At 68.3% G+C, this 24,913-nt stretch carries 10 protein-coding genes and 1 tRNA gene; 6 read left to right on the top strand and 5 right to left on the bottom strand.

Going from position 1 to position 24,913, the window contains the following annotated elements; translation table 11 throughout:
- Positions 1-17: 17 nt before the first annotated feature.
- Genes RU01_RS09510 through RU01_RS09520 form a run of 3 tightly spaced genes read left to right on the top strand, consistent with a single transcriptional unit; the run spans position 18 to position 17,686 of the window.
- Positions 18-16,037: a non-ribosomal peptide synthetase gene (locus RU01_RS09510; RefSeq protein ID WP_042574311.1), complete on the top strand. Its 16,020-nt coding sequence runs from the start codon at positions 18-20 to the stop codon at positions 16,035-16,037.
- A gap of 33 nt (positions 16,038-16,070) precedes the next feature.
- Positions 16,071-17,441, top strand: a complete 1,371-nt coding sequence (locus tag RU01_RS09515) for a lysine N(6)-hydroxylase/L-ornithine N(5)-oxygenase family protein (RefSeq protein WP_082043004.1) — start codon at positions 16,071-16,073, stop codon at positions 17,439-17,441.
- The gene (locus RU01_RS09520) at positions 17,438-17,686 is read left to right on the top strand and encodes an MbtH family protein (RefSeq protein ID WP_027506921.1); all 249 of its coding nucleotides are present in this window, start codon (positions 17,438-17,440) and stop codon (positions 17,684-17,686) included. Before RU01_RS09515 ends, RU01_RS09520 begins: the two co-directional genes overlap by 4 nt.
- Positions 17,687-17,689: 3 nt before the next feature.
- On the opposite strand, the gene RU01_RS09525 is transcribed toward RU01_RS09520, so the two are convergent.
- The gene (locus RU01_RS09525) at positions 17,690-19,159 is read right to left on the bottom strand and encodes a threonine/serine ThrE exporter family protein (protein ID WP_442970492.1); all 1,470 of its coding nucleotides are present in this window, start codon (positions 19,157-19,159) and stop codon (positions 17,690-17,692) included.
- 245 nt (positions 19,160-19,404) lie between these two features.
- On the opposite strand from RU01_RS09525, the gene RU01_RS09530 reads away from it, so the two are divergent.
- From RU01_RS09530 to RU01_RS22085, 3 genes are all read left to right on the top strand, one after another.
- Positions 19,405-20,544, top strand: a complete 1,140-nt coding sequence (locus RU01_RS09530; RefSeq protein ID WP_042574313.1) for a GGDEF domain-containing protein — start codon at positions 19,405-19,407, stop codon at positions 20,542-20,544.
- Between the two features lie 25 nt (positions 20,545-20,569).
- Positions 20,570-20,641 (top strand) — tRNA-Thr (locus RU01_RS09535).
- Between the two features lie 419 nt (positions 20,642-21,060).
- A complete protein-coding gene (locus RU01_RS22085) occupies positions 21,061-21,696 on the top strand; it encodes a uracil-DNA glycosylase (RefSeq protein WP_162245516.1) in 636 nt (211 codons plus the stop codon).
- A gap of 28 nt (positions 21,697-21,724) precedes the next feature.
- On the opposite strand, the gene RU01_RS22825 is transcribed toward RU01_RS22085, so the two are convergent.
- The 4 genes from RU01_RS22825 to RU01_RS09560 form a co-directional block, all read right to left on the bottom strand.
- On the bottom strand, positions 21,725-21,877 hold the full coding sequence (locus RU01_RS22825) for a hypothetical protein (RefSeq protein ID WP_156148856.1): 153 nt from the start codon (positions 21,875-21,877) through the stop codon (positions 21,725-21,727).
- 247 nt (positions 21,878-22,124) lie between these two features.
- On the bottom strand, positions 22,125-23,297 hold the full coding sequence (locus RU01_RS09550; RefSeq protein ID WP_082043007.1) for a TDT family transporter: 1,173 nt from the start codon (positions 23,295-23,297) through the stop codon (positions 22,125-22,127).
- A gap of 69 nt (positions 23,298-23,366) precedes the next feature.
- Positions 23,367-24,272, bottom strand: a complete 906-nt coding sequence (locus RU01_RS09555) for a LysR family transcriptional regulator (RefSeq protein ID WP_229746301.1) — start codon at positions 24,270-24,272, stop codon at positions 23,367-23,369.
- Between the two features lie 278 nt (positions 24,273-24,550).
- Positions 24,551-24,877, bottom strand: coding sequence for a hypothetical protein (locus RU01_RS09560; RefSeq protein ID WP_371829995.1), 327 nt, complete (start codon positions 24,875-24,877; stop codon positions 24,551-24,553).
- Positions 24,878-24,913: the final 36 nt, after the last annotated feature.

The raw sequence follows: 24,913 nt of genomic DNA on the forward strand, positions 1-24,913 counted from the left end.
TAGGTTAGCCTACGTTCATGCAACGGGTCACGGTCGGCGAAGCGCTGCCACGAATCTCCACGCTTCCGCTCACCACCGCGCAGGCCGAGGTCTGGACCGCGCAGCACTTCCTGGGTGAGCGCACCGACTTCGTGATCTCGCTGCAGGTCGAGATCACCGGCCCGCTGGACGTCGACCACGCACGCGAGGTGATCCGCTCGGTCATCGCCGAGTCGGACGCCGTCCACGTCCGCTTCGACTTCAGCGGCGAGCAGCCCGTCCAACACCGCGTGCACGACGACGAGTGGTCGGTAGCGCTCGTCGATCTGCGTTCGGCGGCCGATCCGATGGCCGAGGCGCAAGCATGGATCGCCGCGGACATCGCGTCGGCGGACACGACCGGCGCGGGAGACCTGTTCGGAACCGCGTTGCTCCGGCTGGCCGACGACCACGTTCTCTGGCATCAGCGCTACCACCACGCCGTCGTCGACGGCTTCGGAATGTCGCTGATCTTCAACGAGGTCCGCGCGCGCTACGCCGATCCGAGTCGCCGGACAGCCCCCGGGGCGTGGGCCCTCGAACCGCTTGTCGACGCCGATGCCGAGTACCGCCGGTCGGATGCTTTCCGACGCGACCGCGAGTACTGGATCGGCCGGTTGGCCGATGCCCCCGAGCCGCCGTTGCTGCTGCCCGACGTCCCGGACACCGGCTCCGCCGTCACCGAACGTGTCTCGGCACCCTCCGGCCGCCTGGCGCCGCTGTACGCGTACGGCGAGGAGCACGACATCCGCCGCACCCGGCTGGCCCCCGCCGTGTGGGTGGCGTACCTGGCCGCCGTGACCGGCACCTACGACCTGATGGTGTCCCTGCCGTCGACTGCCCGTGTGGGCAGGCGTGCGCGGACGACGCCGTACATGGCGTCGACCATTCTTCCGTTGCGGTTGCAGCTGACCCCGGCGATGACCGTCGCGGACGTCGCCAGGGAACTCGAACGCGCGTCGATCGGCGCGGTGCGTCACGGCCGGTTCCGCGGTGAGGACATCGTGCGTGCACTGCGCGAGGACGATCCTCACCGTCTGGTTCACGGTCCGGGCATCAACGTCCTGATGGTGCAGCACGGCATCGACGTCGGCGGGTTCCCGGCGCACATGCGCAGCCTCGAGACCGGCCCGGTGCGCGATCTCGACGTCACGGTCACCGGTGGCCGCGACGACGAGTCGCTGGTCTTCGACCTGCGGTCACGGCCCGGTGCGCACGACGCCCTGATCGGGCACCGCGACCGGTTCGGCCTGGTTCTCGATCAGGTTCTGGCGCATCCCGACACGACGTTGTCGTCGTTGCACCTGATGTCGGCCGCCGACCGTACCCGGGTCGTGCACGAATGGAACGACACGGCAGAGCCGTCGGTCTCGGCGTCCGTGCCCGAACTGTTCGCCGCGCAGGTCGCAGCCACTCCCGATGCGCTCGCCGTCGTGCTGGGCGAGAAGGAGCTGACGTACTCGGAGCTGGGTGCGACGGTGAACCAGCTCGCGAACGCCCTCCTGGCCGCCGGACTGGAACCCGAAGGCGTGGTTGCCATCTCGATGCCACGTTCCCTCGAGATGGTTGTCGGAGTGCTCGCCGCGATGGTGGCCGGCGGTGCCTTCGTTCCGCTCGACCCCGAGTGGCCGCAGGATCGCCGGGACCGTGTGCAGCGCGATTCCCGCACCGCGATCGTGCTGGGTGGATCCGACGAGTGGACGGTCGATCTGGACGACTGGCGATTCGACGGCTTCTCGGCGCAGGCTCCCGACCTGCGTATCGACGGGTCACGGTTGGCGTACGTCATCTTCACCTCCGGCAGTACCGGAACGCCGAAGGGCGCGATGATCCGCCACGAGGCCATCTGTGCGCGGATGACCTGGCAGCGCGATCGTGTGTTGGGCTTCGGGCCCGGTGACGCGTCACTGTTCAAAGCTCCGCTGTCGTTCGACATCTCGGTGAACGAGATCCTGCTGCCGCTGCTGTCCGGCGGCACGCTCGTCGTCGCCGAGCCCGGCGGTGAACGCGACGGCCTCTACCTCCTCGACATCATCGCGCGGCGCCACGTCACGTTCGTCTACCTGGTGTCGTCGATGCTCGACGCGCTGCTCGCGCTGGACACCGACGGGTCGCTGTCGGGACTGCGGCACGTGTGGTGCGGCGGTGAGGTGTTGACACCGGAACTGTTCTCGCGCTTTCGATCCCAGCTGACGACGACGCTGTACCACGGGTACGGACCGGCCGAGGCGACCATCGGTGTGTCGCACGTGATCTACACCGGCGATGCGCCGCGCATCGCGACGTCCATCGGCAGACCCAACCCGAATACCCGGCTGTACGTGTTGGACTCGGCTCTGCGGCCGGTGCCCGTCGGAGTGGGCGGCGAGCTGTACGCCGGGGGATTCCTCCTCGGTCGCGGGTACGTCGGTGCGCCCGAGATGACCGCGTCGAAATTCGTGGCGGACCCGTTCTCGGACGACGGTGCGCGCCTCTACCGCACCGGTGACCGCGCACGCTGGACCGAGGACGGCACGCTGGACTTCCTCGGACGCGTCGACAATCAGGTGAAGATCCGCGGCATGCGCCTCGAACTCGAGGAGGTGGAGGCCGCGGTGGCGTCGTGCCCCGGTGTCCGCCGCGCCGTGGTCGATGTCCGTCGGACCGGAAGCGGCGCAGCATCTCTCGTCGGATACGTCATCGCTCCGGGCGTCAGCGTGGATGCTCTCCGTGCGCACTGCGCGAGGTTGCTTCCCGAATACATGGTGCCGTCCGCCTTCGTCGTCCTGGACGCGTTCCCCACCACGGCCAACGGCAAGGTCGATCGCCGAGCGCTCCCCGATCCGGAACAGGCCAGGGGAGAAGCGGTCGCGCCGCGCACCGAGCGTGAGCGGGTGCTGTGCGAAGCCATGGCGTCGGCGTTGGGCGTGGACAGCGTCGGCGTGACCGACGACTTCTTCGCACTCGGCGGCGACAGCATCGTGGCCCTCACTGTCGTCGCGCAGGCTCGTGCACGGGGTCTGGCGATCGGCCCGCGTGAGGTGTTCACGCTCCGTACCGCCGAGGCCATCGCCGCCGCTGCCCCTGCCGATCTCGTCGTGGTCGACGACGATCCCACGGGGCTCGTGGCGACGACTCCCATCGTCGCTCGTGTCCTCGACCAGGACGATCGCCTCGGCGGTTTCCATCAGACCGCTCGTATCCCCGTGCCGGCGGACATCGACCGCGATGTCGTCCGGGCGGCGGTGCGCCATGTCGTCGCGCACCACCCGGCGCTGCGGGCAGTGTGGCGCGACGGCGCCCTCACCGTCCCGGACACACACGAACCGGTGGAGATCTCGAACGGCACGTCGACCGACGAGACCGTGGCTCGCCTGGCGCACGAGCGTCCCGGCGGCATGGTGGCGGCGTCGCTCGGCGACGACGTGCTCGTCCTGGCCGTGCATCACCTGGTCGTCGACGGTGTCTCGTGGCGCATCCTGCTCGGCGATCTGCTGGCGACGATGTCCGCGATGGTGGAGGGGCGCGAGCCGGCACTGCCTCCGGTGACGACGTCCGTCCGACGCTGGGCCGACGTGCTCGACAGTTCCGCCCGCGCGGGCCGATGGAATCAAGAACTACCCTGGTGGCGCGACGTTCTCGGAACCGTGAGCGGCACCGTCGGCACGCGGGAACTCGATCCTGCCGTCGACACCGACGGCACGATGGTGACCCATGTGGTCACGGCGTCCGAGGCCGACAGCAGTGCACTGCTGGGCGACGTCGCGGCGGCGTATCGCACCGGTCCGACCGAGGTGCTGCTCGCGGCACTGGGCGTCGCCCTCGCATCCTGGGACGGGTATTCGGCTCCGTCGATCGTGGTCGAGGTGGAAGGCCACGGCCGCGACGTCGACGCGCTGGGTGACCCGTCGCTCGACCTGTCCCGCACCGTCGGGTGGTTCACCACCGTGCGGCCCGTCGTGGTTCCGACCGGGGACCTGTCCGATGCCGATGTGCTGCTGCAGGTTCGGGACCATCTGCGCGCCGGCCCGGACTCGGGACTCGGCTACGGTGCGCTCCGCTACCTCACGCAAGACCTGGCGGCCGCGAATCCCCCGCGGGTGCTGATCAACTACCTCGGCCGCGGCGGCGACAGCGGAGTGACGTTCACCGGTGGAGCGGACCCGGACCGGCCCACGTCGCACGCCCTGACGCTCGACGTGCTGGAGTCGCACGGCCGGGTGACGACGACTCTGCGACGCGTGCCCGGCGTGGTCGACGAGTCGTTCGTCGACGCATGGTCGGCCGCACTGACTCGTCTCGCGGCGGCCGCCCCGTCGGCGCGACGCACTGCCGGCGACTTCCCCCTCGCAGCGTTGACGGACGCCGACCTGTCGTCGCTTCCGAGCGACGTCGAGGACGTGCTGCCGCTGACGCCGGTGCAGGAAGGTATCTACTTCCACAGCACCTTCGACGACACCGATCCCTATGTGGTGCAGCAAGTCCTGAGCCTCGGTGGACCACTCGAGCCGGATCTGTTGCGGACCGCCCTGGAACGCGTCGTCGCACGCCACGCGTCGCTGCGCACCAGCTTCCGCCCGCTGCAGGACGGCCGTGTGGTGCAGGTGGTGCACTCCCGGGTGGACGTGCCGTTCTCCGTCGAGACGGGCAGCGTCGACGACGTCCTCGCCGATCAGCGTCGCGCCGGACTCCCGCTGACGTCCGCGCCGCTGGTGCGGTACGCGGTGGTGCGCCACGACGACACGTCGTGGTCGCTGGTGCAGTCGATCCACCACATCGTCGCCGACGGCTGGTCCATCCCGATCATGGTGCGCGAGATGCTCGCGTCGTACACACCTCTGACTTCTCCACTGCCGCCCGTCACCCAGCCCGCCGCCTGGGTCCGCCACTTGGTGAGCCGCGATACCGAGGCGTCGACCCGAGTGTGGCGCGAGGCGCTGGAGGGAGTGCAGGAGTCGGTTCCCGTGCCCGCGTTCGGCGCGTCCGGGACAGGAACCCGCACCGTCCGTGTGGAGCTGTCGCCGGAGGTCACCCGAACCATCGGAGACAGGACCCGCGACGCCGCAGTGACTCTGGGGTCGATGCTGCACTGCGCGTGGGGGCTGTCGCTTGCCCGCGTGACCGGGCGCCGCGATGTCGTCTTCGGATCGACGGTGGCGGGTCGCTCGGCGCCGGTGCCCGGTATCGAGGGCATGGTGGGGTTGTTCATCGACACCATTCCGGCGCGCCTGCGTCTCCGGCCGGAGGACACCGTCGCGACCGCTGTGCAGCGGTGGCAGCAGGAGCAGGCCGACCTTCTCGGTCACCATCACCTCGGGGTGCCGGCGCTGCGCCGCGTCACGGGTGTCGATTCCCTGTTCGACTCGCTCGTGGTCGTCGAGAACTACCCCCTGGGCACCACAGCCGTCACCGACCCGACCGGGCAGATAGCGCTGACCGGCGTCCGTGTCGACGAGAACTCGCCGTATCCGTTGACTCTCATGGTGATTCCCGGTGATCGACTGACGCTGGAACTGAAGTACGACGCCGCCCTTGTCTCCGACTCGATGGCGACGTCGCTCGTCGACAGCATCGTCGCTGTGGCCACCGCCCCGGGCGACACGCGTCTCGCCGAGATCCGGAGTGCGACGGACCCGACCGAACTCGCAGGGCCGCATCCGGTCCCGAGTCGGACGCTGGTCGACCTGCTGAACGATCAGCTCGTCGCGACACCGGACGCGGTCGCCCTCGTCCACGGTGACCACTCCTTCACGTACACGGAGCTGCACGCGCGGGTCGATTGCGTGGCCGCAGCCCTGGTCGAACGCGGTGCGCGCCCCGGCGCCGTCGTCGCCGTGTCGCTCCCACGGTCCGTCGACCTGGTGGTCGCACTGCTGGCCGTCGTGAAGACCGGCGCCGCGTACCTGCCGCTCGATCCGGGATACCCCGCCGACCGCTTGGCGTTCATGGTCGAGGACGCACGCCCGGTCCTCGTTCTCGACGGCGACCTCGCGGAACTGCCCGCCGCCGCCCTGCTCGCGTCGCCTGCCCCGGCGGACGCCGCGTACGTCATCTACACGTCGGGTTCGACCGGTCTGCCCAAGGGAGTGGTGGTGCCGCACAGCGCCATCGTGCCGCGGCTCGAGTGGATGCGGCAGACCACGCCGTTGGCTGTCGGCGACCGCGTGCTGCAGAAGACCCCGTCCAGCTTCGACGTGTCGGTCAGTGAGTTCTTCGGGCCGCTGGTCTCGGGGGCGACCCTGGTGCTCGCCGACCCCGACGCGCACCGCGACACGGCGCGCCTGGTCGAGGTAATCCGCGCACAGTCGATCTCGTGGATCCACTTCGTTCCGTCCATGCTCGACGCGTTCCTCACCGATCCGGACGTGTCCTCGTGCACGTCGCTGCGCGTCGTCGTCTGCAGCGGTGAAGCGCTGCCCGCCGAGTCGGCGCGCCGGGTCGCCCAACTGCTCCCGAACGTCCGGCTCGACAACCTGTACGGACCCACCGAGGCGGCAGTCGACGTGACGGCAGCCCTCGGCGTCCAGGGCATCGACGGCGATGTCGTTCCCATCGGCACTCCTCTGCCCGCCGTCGGGTATCGGGTGCTGGACGGGTGGCTCGGGGCCGTCCCGGCCGGTACGACGGGTGAGCTCTATCTGTCCGGTCCACAACTCGCCCGCGGATACCTCGCACGTCCGGCTCTGACCGCGACTAGATTCGTCGCCGGACCCGCGGGCGAACGGCTCTATCGCACAGGCGATGTGGTGCGCCGCTGCGCGGACACACTCGAGTACCTCGGACGCGCGGACTCACAGGTGAAGGTCCGAGGATTCCGTATCGAACTCGGCGAGATCGATGCCGCGCTCCGGTCCCATCCCGGCGTCGAGCGCGCGGCCACGGTGGTGCGCACCGACCGCGGAACGGCGCAGCTCGCGTCCTTCGTCGTCGCCTCCGCTCCCGAGACCGAGATCCGTGCCCACCTGGCCGCGATGCTGCCCGAGCACATGGTGCCCACCACGCTCACTGTCGTCGCCGACCTGCCGACGGGTCCGAGCGGAAAGCTCGACCGCGCTGCACTTCTCGCGTCACTGGCCAGTCCCGCGGCCCCACAGGAGAACGCCGCGTCGAGCGGACCCGTCGCTGTACTGTGCGGGCACTTCTCCACCGTTCTCGGCGGCGAGACCGTGTCCGCGGACGACGACTTCTTCGCCCGCGGCGGCGACAGCATCCTCGCCATCCGCCTGGTCAACCTCGCACGCGGGAGTGGTCTCGAGATCACGGCCCGCAACGTCTTCGAGCAGCGCACGCCTCGGGCGCTCGCAGGTGTCGCCGAGGTGCAGGCGCCGGAACCCGCCGCGGCGGCGGTCGAGTCGGGCGTCGGTGAGCTCCGCGCACTGCCGGTGGTCCATCGACTCTCCGAGTGGTCCGGCAGCACCGACAGGTTCAATCAGGCATCGCTGATCGTGGTCCCCGCACCCGCGCTGCCCACGGCGCCCCAGCGCGCCGTGGACGCGGTGGTCGCGCACCACGACAGTCTGCGCACCGTCCTCACGCGGCATGCGCCCGGTGTGTGGACCACCGCCGTGCGTGCCGACGCCCCCACCACGGTTCTGCGTATCGACGCCACGGGACCGATCGACGACGCGTTCGCCGACCTGGTCGCCGAGCAGTCCGATGCTGCGGCCGATCGACTCGCCCCGGCGGACGGACACGTGCTCAGCGTCGTGTGGTTCGACCGCGGTGCCGATCCCGGGCGCCTGTTGCTGGTCGCGCACCACCTGGTCGTCGACGGGGTGTCCTGGTCGATTCTGTTGGAGGACCTGGCGCTGGCCTGGATCGCGTACGACAGCGGGCAGGACCCGGCGCCGGCCCGCGTGCGGACTTCGCTGCGCTCCTACGGGCGCCTTCTCGACGAGAGTGCCCACAGCGCGGAGCGTCTCGCCGAGTTGCCGTACTGGTCCGCGGTCACCGCGCCCGGTGCCTCTCTGGGCCCGGACGACGGGGATGCCGTGGTCGGACAGGGCGATGTCGTCCGTATCGACCTCACTCCCGATGCCACGTCCGCGGTGCTCGGAGCTGTCCCCGCGTTCGTCGGGGCGGACGTCACCGACGTGATCGCCGCGGCGCTCCGGGTTGCTCTGACGCGATGGTCGCTGGACCACGATGTGCTCGTCGATCTCGAGCGCCATGGTCGAACCGATCAGGGCGGGGCCGACCTGACCCGTACGACGGGCTGGTTCACCTCGATCGCGCCGGTGCGACTGCGTGCCGGCACCGATCCGACGGCTGTGCTGCTCGAGACCAAGGAGGCGCTGCGGGAGGCACCCGACGCCGGTCTGGGGTACGGCCTCCTCCGGTACGGGAATGCCCGCACCGCAGCGGTTCTCGCCCGCGGCGAGCGCTCGCAGATCCTCCTCAACTACCTGGGCCGCGTGCCCGCTGCGGGCACCGCGCCGTTCGACCGCGCACCGGAACCGTTGCGCACGGATCCCGACCCCGACATGGGTGGGCCCTACCGCCTCGTGATCAACGTGGTGTGCGAGGGCGACGTCCTGTCGGCAGCGTTCGCGTGGTCGTCGATGCATCTGCAGCGCAGCGATATCGACACCATCACCACGGAGTGGTCCCGCGCCCTCGACGAGCTCGTTGACGCCGCGGCGACACACACCGGTCCACCCCTTCTGACGCCCTCGGATGTGCCCCTCGCGCAGGTCACGCAGGACGATCTGACGGCGCTGGGCGAATCCGTCGAGACAGTCTGGCCGCTGACCCCGCTGCAGGAGGGTCTGGTCTTCGAAAGCCTCACGGCCGGTGAGCGCGACATCTACACCGCGCAATTCGCCCTCGACTTCGGACGCCGACTCGACCTGCCACGTCTGCGGGCGGCCGCGACGGCAGTGGCGCGGCGCCATCCGCAGTTGCGTACCGGGTTCACGCAGACAGCAGCCGGCGTACCGGTGCAGGTGGTGTCGGCACGCTACGACGTCCCGGTCCGGGACGTGTCCGTCGACAGCGAGACCGAGGCCGAGCAGATCATGCAGACCGACCGGGACACCCCGTTCGATCTCGCGTCGCCGCCACTGTGGCGAGTGCTGCTGCTCCGCCTGCCGGACGGGCGCGACCGGGTGGTGATCAACCGACAGTTCCTCGTGTGGGACGGCTGGTCCAACGGACTGGTCGTCGGCGAACTGCTGGCGCGCTACGAGAACCCCGACCTGCCGAGCACGCCCGACACCACCTTCGCGCGCTACCTGACGTGGCTCGCCTCGCGTGATCGCGATGCGGCGCGGCGTGCATGGGCGACCGCTCTGGGTGGTCTCGAGGAGCCGACGCTGCTGGCGCACCGCCTCGCGCCACCCGTCGGAATCCCGTTGCGCCGCAGAGCAGAACTCGACAAGGACACCTCGTCGTCCCTCGTCGGTGCGGCACGCGAGCGCGGCGTCACCCTCAATGCCGTCGTCACCGCCGCACTCGCACTGGCGATCTCGTCGGCCACCGGTCGGACCGACGTCGTCTTCGGTATCACCGTCGCCGGACGGCCGCCCGAGGTGGACGGTCTGGACAGCGCGCCCGGCATGTTCCTGTCGACGGTCCCGGTGCGCGCCGTGCTGGATCCTCGGGAGAGCATCGACGGGCTGGTGCGCCGCATGCAGAACGAGCGGGTCGAGGCGATGGAGCACGACTACCTCGGCCTCGCCGAGATCATCGAGGTGTCCCCGCACCGCACCCTGTTCGACACCCTGTGCGTGGTGCAGAACTTCGTGAACCAGGACTCGGCGTCGGCGTTGAACGCCGCGCACGGAGTCGAGGGCAGCGACAGCATCGACCACACGAACTACCCGCTCACCGTCGTCGTGACGCCGGGGGACCGGCTGGCCGTGACGGTCGAGTACCGGCCGGAGGCCATCGACGTCGAGCGCGTCGACCTGGTGACCGACGAGTTCGTCGACCTGCTGTCGACCTACGCCGACCGTGGCGCCGACTCCGTCGTCACGCCGGTGGTCAGGGACTCCGCGGACCTCGAGAGTGTTCCCGACGTGACGGTCACCGAGATGCTGCTCCGGACGGCGGAGGCCTCACCGGACGCGGTGGCGCTCGTCGCCGGATCGGACTCGCTCACCTACGCCGAGTTGGCCTCTCGCATCGAGGGTGTGGCGCGCATGCTTCTCGGGCGCGGTGCCGGACCCGAGACCGTCGTGGCACTGGCGATTCCGCGCAGCCTCGACATGGTGGTCGCACTGTTCGCCGTGTTGCGCACGGGAGCGGCGTATCTGCCCATCGAATTGGACCATCCCGACGCGAGGGTGCACGCACTTCTCGACGATGCTCGACCACTCTGCATTCTCACCACGTCCGCGGTCGCCGCCAGGTTGTCGGGTCGGCCCGGCCTCGTGGTGCTCGGAGAACAGCTCGACGACACACCCCTGACGGCAGCCGAACTGGGCCGCTTCGTCCCCGGTTCGCCGGGACGTCTCGATCACCCGGCCTACGTCATCTACACCTCGGGATCGACGGGCACGCCCAAGGGTGTCGTCACGCCGTATCGGGGTCTGACCAACATGCAGCTCAACCACCAGCGCGAGATCTTCGATCCCGTCGTGGCCGGGGCGGGTGCAAAAACTCTGCGTATCGCCCACACCGTGTCGTTCGCCTTCGACATGTCGTGGGAAGAACTGCTGTGGCTGGTCGAAGGCCATGAGGTGCACGTCGCCGACGAGGAGCTCAGACGCGACGCCGAGGCACTCGTGGCGTACGGGAACGCTCACCGCATCGACGTCGTGAACGTGACTCCCACCTACGCGGCCCTGCTTCTCGACACCGGTCTTCTCGACGGGTACCGACCGGCGCTGGTGCTGCTCGGCGGCGAAGCGGTGGGCGACGACGTCTGGAACACTCTGCGCGACACCGACGGCGTGCTGGGCTACAACCTGTACGGACCCACCGAGTACACGATCAACACCCTCGGTGCCGGAACCGACGACAGTGCCACGCCCACCGTCGGAACGGCCATCCGGTCGACCCGCGCGCACATCCTGGACAGCTGGCTCAGGCCCGTCCCGGACGGTGTGGCGGGGGAGTTGTACATCGCGGGAGCAGGACTGTCTCGCGGATACGCCGACCGGTTCGGGCTGACCGCCGACCGCTTCGTCGCCGACCCCTCGGGTGACGGCTCCCGGATGTATCGCACGGGCGACCTGGTGCGCCGCACGCGGACCGGGCTCATCGACTACCTCGGACGCACCGACGACCAGGTCAAGATCCGCGGGCACCGCGTCGAACCGGGTGAAGTCGCCTCGGTCGTGACGGCTCTCGACGGAGTGCGCCGCGCTGCCGTCGTCGTGTCGACCGGTCCCGGTGGACTCGCGCGTCTGGTGGCGTACGTGGACGCGGACGATGCCGACTCCGTCCGGACATCCTGTGCTGCCGTGCTTCCCGACTACATGGTCCCCGCGGTGGTCCTGGTGTCCGAATTCCCGATGACGGTGAACGGCAAGCTCGACGTCGCGGCGCTGCCGGCGCCGGACGAGGTCGACACCGCGGCCACGCCGCCGCGCACCGAGACCGAGCGCACGCTGTGCGGAGTGTTCGACGACGTGTTGGGCCGCGTCGGCACCGGCATCCACGACGACTTCTTCGATCTCGGCGGCCACTCCTTGCTGGCCACTCGCGTCATCGGTCGCGCGCGGACCGCTCTGGGGTGTGAGCTGGCTGTTCGCGACCTGTTCGATGCACCGACGGTCGCAGCTCTCGCTGTCGTCGTCGACGGTCGACGTCGCGACGACCGGCCCGTGCTCCGGCCCGTCGAGCGGCCGGCGGTGGTTCCGATGTCCGCTGCGCAGCAACGGTTGTGGCTGCTGCATCAACTCGATCCGGCTTCGGCCGCGTACAACTTCCCCATCGTCGTTCCGCTCCCGGAGCGGGTGGACCCGTCGGCGTTCGCGGCGGCGCTGGGTGATGTGATCGACCGTCACGAAAGCCTGCGAACAGTGTTCGACGACACCGACGGCGTTCTCGCACAGCGTGTTCTGACCGATGCGACGCCGTCCGTGGCGTTCCACGACGGTGATCCCGCGCCGATCGTCGCGGAAATGGTGCAGCGACCGTTCGACCTGCGCCGCGACATCCCGATCCGCGCGGCGGTGGTGACGGTCGAGCAGGGATGCGTCGTCGTCCTGGTGCTGCACCACATCACGACCGACGAGTGGTCGGACCGGCCGTTGCTGGCGGACCTCATGGCGGCCTATGCGGCGCGCCTGGCAGGCGCCGTGGACACCCGTCCACCGCTGCCCGTCCAGTACGCCGACTACGCGTTGTGGCAGGCAAAGCTCCTCGGTGAACCGTCCGATCCGCAGTCGCTGGCCGGACGTCAACTCGCGTACTGGGAGAACGCTCTGGCCGGTGCGCCCGACGAGATCGAGCTCGCGACCGACCGCCCGCGGCCGCCGCGCCCGAGCCACCGCGGGTCGGTGATCCGGCGAGAGATCGACCCGGACGTCGTCCGCCGGCTGCGAGCGTTGGGTCGTCGCACGGATGCCAGCGTCTTCATGACGGTGCACGCCGCCGCGTCGGTGCTGCTGCACCGCATGACAGGGTCCGACGACATCGTGCTCGGCGCACCCGTCGCCGGCCGCGGGGAGGAGGGCCTCGATCAACTGGTCGGGTTCTTCGTCAACACGCTGGTGCTGCGGTCCGATGTGTCCGGTGATCGCACGCTGGAGGAGAGCGTCCTCGATGCCCGTGCTGTCGACCTTGCCGCCTTCTCCCATGCCGACGTGCCGTTCGACGCGGTCGTCGCACGCGTGGCGCCGGAGCGGAGCATGTCGCGGAATCCGTTGTTCCAGGTCATGATCAGTCACCACACCGGCCCGATGGCCGACGGTGATGCGACGCTGATGACGCCGGCGAAGTTCGATCTGGTGTTCAACTACACCGAGGACCTGACGTCCGATCGACTCGTGCTCGAGCTCGAGTACGCGGAGGACCTGTTCGACGAGGGCACCGCCGAGACGATCACCGAGCGCCAGATAGCGGTGCTCACCGCGATGGCGGACGATGCCACCGTCCGCGTCGACGACGTCGACATCTTCCTGCCGGGCGAGAGGGACCGCGTCGTCACGCAGTTCAACGACACGGCCCGCGTCGTTCCGGAGGAGTCGCTGTTCGACTCCTATCTCCGGTGGGTGCACACCACTCCGGACGCCGTGGCGGTGGTCGACGAGCGCACCACCTGGACCTACCGTCAGCTGCACGCGCGTGTCCGAGACATCGCTGCGGCCCTGCAGGACAGAGGCATCGGCGCGGAGTCCATCGTGGGCGTGGCTGTTCCGCGGTCGGTCGACACGATCGCCGCGACGATGGCCGTGCTCGCCGTGGGTGCCGCCTACCTGCCACTCGATCTGAAACACCCGTCCGATCGGCTCGACTACATGGTTGCCGACGCCGGCGCGCAGGCGATTCTCACCACGGCCGCTGTGTCCGATCAGGTGCCGTCGGGCATCGATCATGTTCTGCTGGAATCGGTGTCGGCAACGGATCGGGAACTTCCCCCTCGTTCGGCGTCCCTCGAGTCCGCCGCGTACGTCATCTACACCTCCGGATCGACGGGTCGACCCAAGGGCGTCCTCGTGCCGCACGAGGGCATCTCGTCCCTCGTGGCGACGGCCGAGGACCGCATGGCGTTGACGCAAGGATCGGTCGTCCTGCAGTTCGCATCCGTCGGCTTCGACGTCGCCGTGTTCGAACTCGCGATGGCACTGTGCACCGGATCGCGCCTCGTGATCGTTCCGGACGACTCACGCGTGGCCGGTCCGGAGCTCACCGACTTCTGTGCCGAGCACGGTGTCACGCACGCGATCATCCCGCCGTCGTTGATGGCGGCGCTTCCGCCCGGGTGTGCGCTGCCCGAGGGATGCACCGTGCTGGTGGGAACCGAAACCGTTCCGCCCGCGGTCATCTCGGCGTGGTCGGAGCATCTGAACCTCCTCGCCGCCTACGGCCTCACCGAGGCCACGGTCAACAACACGTTGTGGCAGGCGCAGCCCGGCTGGACGTCGTCGGTGCCCATCGGCGTGCCCGACCCCAACGAGCGCGCCTACGTCCTGGACGACCGGCTGCGGCCCGTTCCCGTCGGCGTCTCCGGTGAGCTCTACATCGCCGGGCGCGGTCTGGCCCGCGGTTACCTGGGGCAACCCGGGCTCAGCGCCCACCGATTCGTCGCCGACGTCCTCGGCGGCGGCCGGATGTACCGCACGGGCGACCGTGCGCGGTGGCGTGCCGACGGCAATCTCGATTTCCTCGGCCGCGCCGACGATCAGATCAAGGTGCGCGGATTCCGCATCGAGCCGGGCGAGATCATGGCTGCCCTGGCGTCGTTCGAGGGTGTCGATCAGACCGCCGTCGTCGTGCACGAGTCGTCGGGCGTCAGCCGTCTGGTCGGATACGTTACCGGGCAGGGGCACCTGGACGGGGACGACGTGCGCGCTCACGCCGCGACGCGTCTTCCCGACTACATGGTGCCCACCCTCGTCGTCGTGGTCGACGGGACGCTGCCCCTGACGCCCAACGGCAAGCTCGATCGGGCAGCGCTCCCGCAGCCCGAGTGGTCGGCGGTCGTCGGCGGACGGGCACCCGAGAACGATGTCGAGAGGGCGCTGGTCTCGTCGGCTGCGTCGATCCTGGGTCTTGAGTCTCTCGGCACGGAGGACGACTTCTTCGCTCTCGGTGGGCATTCCATGGCAGCAATGCAGTGGGTATCGGCCGTCCGATCGAGTGTCGACGTCGACATCACGGTGCGCGACGTGTTCGAAGCTCCGACGGTGCGCGCTCTGGCCGAGAGGATCTCGGGTCGTACGCAGGGAGGCGGGCCACGCCTGTCGGCACGAGCCGAGCGGCCGGTAATCGTCCCGCTGTCGCCGATGCAGGAGAGTGTCCTGCTCGGCGGCGGGGCGCAGGTTCTCGCCGATCATGCGCTGGTGATCGAGGTGCCCGACGTGGACGAGTCGATCCTGGCTGCCGCGGTGGACGCCGTGGCGGCTCGACACGAACCGTTGCACTCGGTGCTGGTCCCCGGTGAGGGATCGGCCCTCGGGGATCCGCTGCGGCTGGAGACCGCCGACGTCGCGCAGGACGACATCCGACGTCGGGCGTTCGAGATCGCGCAGGAGCCTCTCGACCTCGAGCGGCGACCGGGCGTGCGAATGGTGCTGCTGCACAATGAGTCAGGGGAACGTCTGCTGCTCGTGGTCATGCACTACTGGGCCGTCGACGAGTGGTCCGTGGTGCCGTTGCTGACAGATCTGATGAGTGCTGTCGCGGGCGGCGACCAGGCGGACCCGCTCCCGCTCCGCTACAGCGATGTGGCGGTGTGGGCGAACGAGCGCCGAGAGGCGTCGCCGGGCACCGTCGATGCGTGGTCCGAGGCCTTGGCGTCGGCACCGGGACGCGCCCCGTTGCCGTTCACGGTGGGGGAGTCGGGATCCGACGCCATGGCCGTCGAGATCGACGCATCCCTGCGGGCGGAGTTGGCCGGTGTGCCGGGAGTGAGTCTCGTGTCCGTGCTCCACGCGGCGTTCGCCCTGGCGCTCGCCGACGTCGGGGCGGGGGACGAGATCGTCGTCGCGACTCTCGTCGCCGGCCGGGACCACGAGGACACGCACGCCATGGTCGGGGCGTTCAGCGATCTGATCCCTGTGTGCACGTCGACGAATGGCGATCTGGCCACCGTCGCGGCGCGCGTGCAGGCCGAGACCGTCGCCGGGCTCGACCGCTCGGGGCCTTCGTACGTCGACATCGTCGACGCGGCGGGTCTGTCGAACCTGCGTCGTCCGCAGTTCCTGATGGTCCACCACCACGTCGCCGACCTCGGGGATGCGGGCGCCGCGCTGCTGCCGGTTCCGGTGGGTCGGCCTCGGGCGGACCTGACGTTCAGCGTCCACGAGCCGGCGGGGGAGGGTGCGCTGTTCGCGCAGGTGCAGTTCCCGGCCGGGAGTGATCGCGGGGCGATCGGTCGGTTCGTGCAACGCCTCACTCTGCACCTGAACTCCGCGAGTAAGCTCTAGTGAGTGAGCACAGCCTAAGCTAAGCTCGCGGACATGAGCGCACCAGAGATGATGGACGTTGTCGGCGTCGGCTTCGGTCCCGCCAACCTGGCGCTGGCCATCGCCATCGAGGAACACAACGCCGTCTGTGCCGAGAGTGAGCGTGTCCGCGCCCTGTTCGTCGAACGACAGGACAGCTTCGGGTGGCATCCCGGCATGCTTCTCGACGGCGCGACGATGCAGATCGCGTTCCCGAAGGATTTGGTGACGTTCCGCAACCCGCGCAGCGGCTTCACGTTCTTCAACTACCTGTTCGAGCGGGGGCGTCTGGTCGACTTCGTCAACCACCAGACCTTCTTCCCGACGCGTCACGAGTTTCACGACTACCTCAGCTGGGCGGCCGACCGCGTCGACGCCGACGTGCGCTTCGGCACCTCCGTCACCGACATCGCCGCCGACGGAGACATCCTCACCGTGCGATGCGACGACGGCACCGTGGTGCAGACGCGCAACGTCGCGGTCGGGGCCGGCCTGACCCAGCGCGTTCCCGAGTGGGCGCGGCTGTCCGCTCGCTGCTTCCACAACCACGACTTCCTGCCCCGGATGGCCGAGCTGCCCCAGCCCACCCACGGCCGCTTCGCGGTTCTCGGTGCGGGCCAATCCGCCGCGGAGGTCGTCCAGTACCTCCACGCGCACTACCCGCACGCCGAGGTGCACAGCGTCTTCTCCCGGTACGGCTACAGCCCCGCCGACGACAGCCCCTACGCCAACCGCATCTTCGATCCCTCCGCCGTGGACGAGCTGCACCGGGCGCCCGCGCACGAGCGCGAGCGGCTCATCGCGCTGCACCGCAGCACCAACTACTCCGTCGTCGACCTCGAGCTGATCGAGGAGCTCTACCGCACCGAGTACGCCGAGCGCGTCAGCGGCCACCGTCGTCTGTTCATGCGCCGCGCCTCGACCATCGAGGCGGTAGCCGAGTCGGCCGACGGTATCGAGGTCACAGTGCGCGACGCCATCGACGGCATCGCCGACACGCTCGTGTGCGACGCCCTGGTCCTCGCGACCGGCTTCCGGCCTGCCCCGCTGCGGTCGTTGCTCGGCGACCTCGCCCCGGCGGACGACGCTCCTCGCGTCGTCACGCGGGATTACCGGCTGCTGTCCGGGGAAGACACATCGGACGGACCTGCCGTCTACCTGCAGGGAGGAACGGAGACGACACACGGAATCACGTCGTCACTGCTCTCGAATGTGGCCGTCAGGTCAGGAGAAATTCTCGACTCGATCGTTGCGAGGCGTGCCGGAGCCGCGGTCCTTGCTAGGGTCGACAGCGGTTCGACGGACGACGCGGCGAGCCGCGACGACACGGACAATGCCCGCCGGGATCGCCCGGCACCGACTTTTGCAGTGAGCGAGGCAAGATGAGCACCAACCCGTTCGACGATGAAGACGGACGCTTCTACGTGTTGGTCAACGACGAGGATCAGCACTCGTTGTGGCCCACATTCGCCGAGGTGCCCCAGGGTTGGCGCGTCGTGTTCGGCGAGGAGAGCCGCGCAGCGTGCCTGGAGTACGTCGAGAAGAACTGGACCGACATGCGTCCCCGCAGCCTCCGCGAGGCCATGGAAGAGGACGCGGCGGGTCGCCACCGCGTCGAGAACCCTTCCTGATCTCTACTTCCACTCCCGTTCGGTACGCCGACGGTTCTTGATCGGAAGCTTCGACCGCACCGAGTCCGCGCGGCCCATTCTCATGATGGGTCGACGCAGGGACTCGGTGCGTTCGACTATCCGGGGCCTGCGCAGTGTCCGTGCGCCCCATTCGCCCAGCGTGACTCCTCCCGCGAGCGCACCACCGGTACCGACGGCGGCCAGCAGGGCACTCAGTCCCAGCAAGGTCTGATCGTTGAGCAGCGCGAACAGTCCTCGGTACACCGACAGGCCGGGAAGCAGCGGCGTGATGCCGGCGACGGCGACGATCAGCGGCGGAATCAACGCCCGGCGTGCCATCAGACCACCCGCGAACCCGACCACTGTCGCAGCGACCGCGGACGAGAGCACCGGCCCGAAGCCCACCTGCTGCGCGACGAGGAACACCAGAGCTCCGGCGAATCCGCCGATGAACGCTGCCGTGAGGCCCCTGCGTTCCGCGTAGCAGGCCAGCGCATAGAACAGCGCGGCGAACGCGCCGGCGAGCACCTTGGTCGGCACCTGCGCGATATCGGGAAGCGCGACGTTGCTCAGGATGGGTAGTTCGGCTCCCAGCATCGCGGCCAGCCGCAACGTCGTAGCGACGCCCGCGATGATGCCGCCCGTCATCATCAACAATTCGAAGAACCGGGCGGCGGCGGTGATGGGCGCGCCCGTGATGGCGTCCTGCACCGAGCCCACCAGCGACAACCCCGACAGCAGCACCGTCACGCCGGCCGCGATGATCTGCGACGGCGAGATCGAGATGCCCAGTTGATCCTGGAAGCTGTACAGCGTGATCGCCGGCGCCGAGGCGATGAACCCACCCACCACCTGCTGGAAGAAGAACGGCAGACCGGCACGGTTCAGCACGCGCCCGACACGGTCGATCACCATCGTCGTCAAGAAACTCACCGCCGCGACGAGCACACCGCCGCCGAGGAGCACCGAGATCGCGGCAGCCATTCCCGACCATGCCAGCGTGGCGATCCACCGGTTGTACGGGTGGGGCGCGGTGATGACCTCCTTGAGCTCGGCCAGAGCGGCGGCCGGCGTCGGCACCTCCATACGGATTTTGCGAGCCAGAGCGTCGACGTCGGCTAGGCGGGTGAAATCCATCGAGCGGTAGTGAACTATGCGCATCGTGCTCGCCGGTGGCAGCGTCGGCCCCCGGTAAGCGCTGATGACGATCGAGTTGTACGTGACGTCCACGTCGCAGCGCGACAGGCCGTACGTGGAGGCGATGAACTGTACCTGTGCCGCGGTGTCGATAGCACCCGTTCCGGCCGCCAGCGTCACCTCACCGACGCGGACTGCGAGGTCGAGCACCTCGGCGACGCTCGCGTCGTCCATGAGGTCGATGGGCTGGAGCGGACTGGGTGCGCCCGCCGGGGTGTCGACGATGGCGCGTCGTTCGCCCGTCATGCGTCGTAACGTCGATGTGAAGCCCTGCAGGAAGCTCATACCTCTCTCGGTCCGCTGTCGTGTCCGGTGGTTCGAGGACGAAGGTACCGGGTGACCCCGGGTGTTCCCTGCACGAGGTGGCATCGTGGAAACAATCGTGAAGACCGTGAAAACCACAGTATGTGGGCCATTATCCGGCATTGATGGTGTCGACCGGGCATTGCGTGCATACCATTCGAGGCGACGGAGTGGGGACCCCCGTCACCGTTGTCCGTCACGATGCAAGGCTGGTTCGAGTGCGTGTTCTCCGCGAGTGGTGGTCGTCCGAGATCGACTACGCGTGGGTCGCCAATTACCACCGGTCCCACGCCTACCTTCGGACGGCGCCCTACCTCATTGCCGCGGCGTGCTTTCTCGTCGCGGGGAAGACCACCGCGGACCTGGTGACCTCGCTGTCCTCGGGCGAAGCGGACGGACCGTGGTGGGTGTTCATCGTCGGCACGATCGTGTCGGTGGTGCTCGGCGTGGCGTGGGCACGTGGCCACTTCTTCACTGAAGAGTGGTCGCTGCGCTTCGTCGTCATCGCCGATCTGAGCATCGCGGCGGTGCTCCTCGCGCTCCCGCCCTCACAGATCGTCGTGATGTCGGCCGCCCTGCTGGTCACCGTCGGCAACTACGCCAACGCCTTCCACGGCGTGCGGGTGTTCCTGGCCCACGAACTGTTGGCTCTCGGTGTCGCGCTGTGCCTGTTCACCCGCCTGGTGGTCGACACGACCGTGACGCTGTCCGCCGCGGTGTCCACGCTCATCACCGTCCTCGTGATCCTGTTCGCGGCGTCCTCTCTCAACCACTTCTTCTTCACGGCACTGCGTGACGATGCGGCCCGTGCCTTCTACGACCAGTTGACCGGCCTGCGAAACCGCCGGGGGATGCTCGTGGACGTCGAATCCATGGTCCGGACTGCGCGGCTCACCCCGGCCGACGACGTCACCGTCGTGTCCGCGATCTGTCTCGACCTCGACGCGTTCAAGTCGGTCAACGACCGTTTCGGCCACACCATCGGAGACGATGTTCTCCGCCGCGCGGCCGCACGGATCGGTCGAGTGTCGTTCGACGCCGTGTCCGCCCGCATCGGCGGCGAGGAGTTCCTGGTGGTCGTCGTCGGCGACGAGTCGAGGGGGCCGGCGGTCGCCCGGGACCTCCTTCACGCCATTCATCGAGACGACGACGAGACCCCCATTTCGGCCTCCATCGGGGTGGCATCCCTACCGTTGTCGACGGCGCGCGGCGACACCGCCGTGATGCTCAACAGCCTGCTCGACCGCGCCGACACCGCCATGTACGAGGCGAAGCGGCAAGGCGGGAACAGGGTCAGCGTCGCCGGCTCCGGGACCGACGGGGTGGGCGGGCGCCGGCAGGAAGGCCTCTCGTTATGATGGTGGCGCCCGGTACGCCGGGCATGCCTCCTTAGCTCAGTGGTAGAGCACTCGCCTTGTAAGCGAGCGGTCTTCGGTTCAATCCCGAAAGGAGGCTCTCGATATGCCTCTGACCAGCACGAATGCTCCGAAATAGCCTGATCTGACCTCTCGTTTCACGACTTCCCCCGGGTACGTCCGTGCAGGTCCGCCACGGTCCAGGGCCGTCCGGCCACCTGCGAAAACTACCGAAATCCGGCTCGATGTCACGACTTGTCACAACTCATCCGTAACTCGTTCGGTGGACGCGGGTACCCTAACCGACCCGATCTGGAATCGAAGTCGATGAGAAGACGGGTACAACAGGCATCACACGACCTGTCGTGGTTATCTGACAGGTGTGTTCAGGCAGCGGAGTCGTCGAACGCTCAGCAGTGGTCGTCGAGGCGAGCCACCGAGAGCTGGCGTCTACGGCTCACGGTGCGTTTCCCCATGGCCAGCAGTGCGTGTGGCGTGGTCAGCAGTGAGTGCGGCGGTATGACAGATGATGACGTGTGGTCCGGAAAGCATGCCCGAGCGCACGATGCCCCGGTCCGGTCACTCAATGCGTCGGTGTTGCGATGGAGGATCGACACTGCACGGTCCATTCCACTGTTCGATCCCGACGACGGCGGTGACGCGGCTCGCTGTCTGGTGCTGTTGGAGTCTCCGGGGCCGAAGACGATGCGTCCGGGCGGGACCAACATGTGTTCGTTCGACAATCCAGATCGAACGAACCCCGTGCTGAAATCGGTGTTCGCCGACGCGGGTATCGACCGGGTGCAGTGCGTCAAGTGGAATATTGTGCCGTGGGCAGTGCTCGACGACGCCGGTCATCCGGTATCGCCGACGGCATCCGTTCTCGGTGAGGCGGGCCCATATGTCGGCGAGCTCATGGCCTTGCTGCCGAAACTGGAGGTGGTTTTCGTTCTCGGTGCGAAGGCTCTCGATGGCTACATGCGCGTCATCACTGCATCTGCTCCCACCCGCCTCCTCCCGGTGATTGCGGCACCGCACCCCTCGGCTCGCAACGCACACGCACCGGCGGCTGCTCGCCAGCGGTTGATCAACGCAGCACTGTCGGTCGCAACGCACCTGGAGAAGGCACCTGAACCCCGCACTGTGCTGAGGTAGGGCGGATCGTGCTGCTGCCTCCGACCGGTCAGTCCTGGTGGGGCTGGCGTTCGCCGGTGTTGGTGTCGATGTCGATCACCTCGTCCGGGCTGTCGGGGTGGTACTGGACAATGTGTTGTTCGGCGACACCCCGGCGTGCACCGTCTCGATAGGAGAACCAACATCCCGCGAACAGCACCACTGTCGCGATCGCTGCGACGACGGTCCAGCCCTCCCGCCGGCGAGGGCAGTGAGAAGGGCCCCGCAGCAGCTGTTCCCGCCATCAGCAACAGCCAGGCCAGATAATTTTCGGTGACTCGTGCCCAGATGCGTCCGCGGCGGCCCCGTCTCGGGGTATCGGAAGTCGGTGTGTCTGCATTCGGTGTGTTCATCGATCGACGCCGTTCGTTCGGTATCAGCGTTCCGAGTGGGTACTACCCGCGGTCGGTTCAGCTGGGTTGAAAAATTTTTCCTTGGACGCTGCCGCGGAGAGTGTGGGCGGCGACTGTGCCCCAGGCTGCGAGCAAGGCCGCATACAGTCCGATTGCAAGGGCCTCGACCGCGGCCGACCCCAGAGTGCCGCCGAGGGCAGTGGCACCGGTGACGCACGTGCCGATGGGGAAGGTGAACGACCACCAGGTCAGTGAGAATGTCAGTCCCTTCTGGGCGGCATGGATGGTGAGGGCGGTTGCGAGGATGAACATCAAGACGCCGAAGCCGCCCATGATCAGTCCGTACAGAATGCCGAACACGTGCAGGCCGGTTGCGACGGAGGCGGTCTCGCCGGTGAACACCAAGGGTGCATCGTTGCCGAGCAGGTTCGCGGCGGTGATCGATTGACCGATCATGCCGAGGGTGATCCACACCGTCGGTGCTGCCTGGACCGGCGGGATTCCGCCGTGGACGAGCCGTCCGTAGATGAGCGTCATGGTCAGCATTCCGATGATCAGTGACAGCCCGAACATCGCGTAGCAACCGGACAGCATGGCCAGGCGCCATTGCCCGTCCGCGATATGAGGGAGCAGCAGCGCACCGGTGGAGGCGGACACCATCGGCGGTACGACGGGCATCAACCACGCCGGGAGTGCGACGGCGGTCTGGTGATCGTGGGCGGTGATCATCAGGTAGGGCACGAGAATGCTGGTGATCAGCCCGAGGGCTGTGCCAGCGGTCCACAAGACGGCAAAGATCACGGTTGCGGGCACCGCTCCGATGACGTCTTTGCCCAGCAGCATCGTCCCGGCACCGACGGTCAGCAGCGCCATGGGGGGTGCGCCGTAGAACTGCACCATCACCGGATGCGCGGCGTGCTCACGCGCATACTGCCGGTGTCGGATCCAGTGCACTGCGAAGGCACCGGAGAGTGTGATCAAGGCGACCGACGCTGCGATCCACACGATCGTTGCGAACACGTGCAGTCCGGGGATGTGGGCGGGCAGGGTGGCGGCGGCGTTGGCGACGATACCGGTGCCCATGACCGAGGCGAACCAGTTGGGGGTGATGTGTTCGAAGATCTGGCTCGGGTGGTCGAGGTCGGAGAGCACCGGCCACTTGCGCGGCCGCTCGGTATCGTCGCCGCGCCGAGACGTGATGGAGGAGCGGTGCAGAGCTGTCGTGGTCATGACTTCCAGCGTCCTCGCACACAGTCGTCACCGGTAGACACCGATTACCTGGCCGGTCCCAACCTCAGGTTATGACTGCGGGGATCTGAGGGCGACGACGAGCAGGTCGCTCGACGGTCCTCGCAGTTCACGGCCCGCGGGCCACACGGCACGCAGGAACCGGCGCAGGTCGAGCCCCTCTGTGTGAACGCGGGCCAGTGTTCCGGCGGCGATCTCGGCGGATACCGCGAGGGAGCTGAGTACGGCCGGTGCGAGGCCGCCGATGACGGCAGCTTTGATGGCAGTGGTGGAGGACACCTCGAGCAGTGGCGCGGCGAGTGGGCCTGCAGTCCGGAGCGCACGTTCGAGCGCGAGACGTGTGCCGGACCCGGGTTCGCGGGTGACCAGCGGTGTCGCGGCCAGTTCGCTCGCCGTGATCGTTCGTCGAACCCATTGATGATCGGGGGCGACGACGACGACGAGTTCGTCGCGGGCAACGTCCTTCGAGTGGAGTCCGCTGGGCAGATCGGGGCTTTCGACGAATCCGATGTCGGCGCGGCCGTCGAGCACCGATGCGGCTACGTCGACAGAGTTTCCGGAGGTGAGAGTCGGTGTGATGGAAGTGTCGTGGGAGCGCAGTGTGATGAGCCATCGCGGTATGAGGTATTCGGCGATGGTGAGGCTCGCGGCGATACGAATGTGGCTGTGGCGGTCGGTGCGCAGCATTGCGATGCTCGTGGCGAGCTCGGCGGCTTCGGCGATGACGCGCTCGGCCCAGCCGGCGACCAGTTCGCCGGTTGCGGTGAGGGTGGCACCTCGCTGCCCGCGATGCAGGAGTGCTGCCCCGACGCGGCTTTCGAGTGCTTTCAGGCGTGCGCTCGCCGCTGGCTGCGACATGCCATGCGCAGCCCCTGCGCGTCCGATGCTTCCCAGCTCGGCGACGGACAGCAATAATTCGTAGCTGATCAGGTCGGTCACATGGGTCGGCAGGGGCACGGTGCCAGCGTAGAGACTGCGATCGTAGTGGGCACGGGGCCACGGGCGCGTTTGACGGGAAAGTCCCCATTCGAGCTCAGTGCTCGCGGGAAGTGGAACGGGGTCGCGGCACTGGATCCCGTGGTTCGTTCACCCTCACTGACGCCACCTGCACTTATCCAATTCTCGTCACCCGGGATTGCCTTGGTTCGTGCGAGTTGTTTCGAACTTCACCGGTGCTCTCGCAGCGTGAGCTGGGACAAGGCAGGGGATGAGTCGGACGTAGGCGACCATTCCGATCAGCTCCACCAGTGTCTGCGACACCACGACCACGGCAGCAAGAGACAGTGCTGGTGGCAGCGCGAGCGCCAGCGGCAGTACGACCAACGAAATCGGGTGGCGCCGGAGAAGGTCGAGGCCCGAGCATCCGGGACGTCCTGGCGGGTCACTCTGGCCGTCGCCCATCCGACAACCGCCATGATGACCAGGAACGCTACGAAGATCGGCACCGCGAAGATCGGCACCGCGGCAATCAGCTGGGAGCCTTCGGAGCGGACTGCGTCGATCTGCGACGCCACGACGACGGCAAGAGTGGCCATCATGACCGGCACCATCGCCGCGGCCATGACATCCATGATCTGTGTGCCGAGTCGGCGGCGCGT

Origin of the sequence: Rhodococcus sp. MEB064, assembly GCF_000834565.1 — a bacterium.
Taxonomy (GTDB): Bacteria; Actinomycetota; Actinomycetes; order Mycobacteriales; family Mycobacteriaceae; genus Rhodococcoides.

Coding starts and splice junctions, on each gene's coding strand:
- RU01_RS09510 (WP_042574311.1), top strand. CDS start 18: ATGCAACGGGTCACGGTCGGCGAAGCGCTGCCACGAATCTCCACGCTT.
- RU01_RS09515 (WP_082043004.1), top strand. CDS start 16,071: ATGAGCGCACCAGAGATGATGGACGTTGTCGGCGTCGGCTTCGGTCCC.
- RU01_RS09520 (WP_027506921.1), top strand. CDS start 17,438: ATGAGCACCAACCCGTTCGACGATGAAGACGGACGCTTCTACGTGTTG.
- RU01_RS22085 (WP_162245516.1), top strand. CDS start 21,061: ATGACAGATGATGACGTGTGGTCCGGAAAGCATGCCCGAGCGCACGAT.
- RU01_RS09550 (WP_082043007.1), bottom strand. CDS start 23,297: ATGACCACGACAGCTCTGCACCGCTCCTCCATCACGTCTCGGCGCGGC.
- RU01_RS09560 (WP_371829995.1), bottom strand. CDS start 24,877: ATGGCCGCGGCGATGGTGCCGGTCATGATGGCCACTCTTGCCGTCGTC.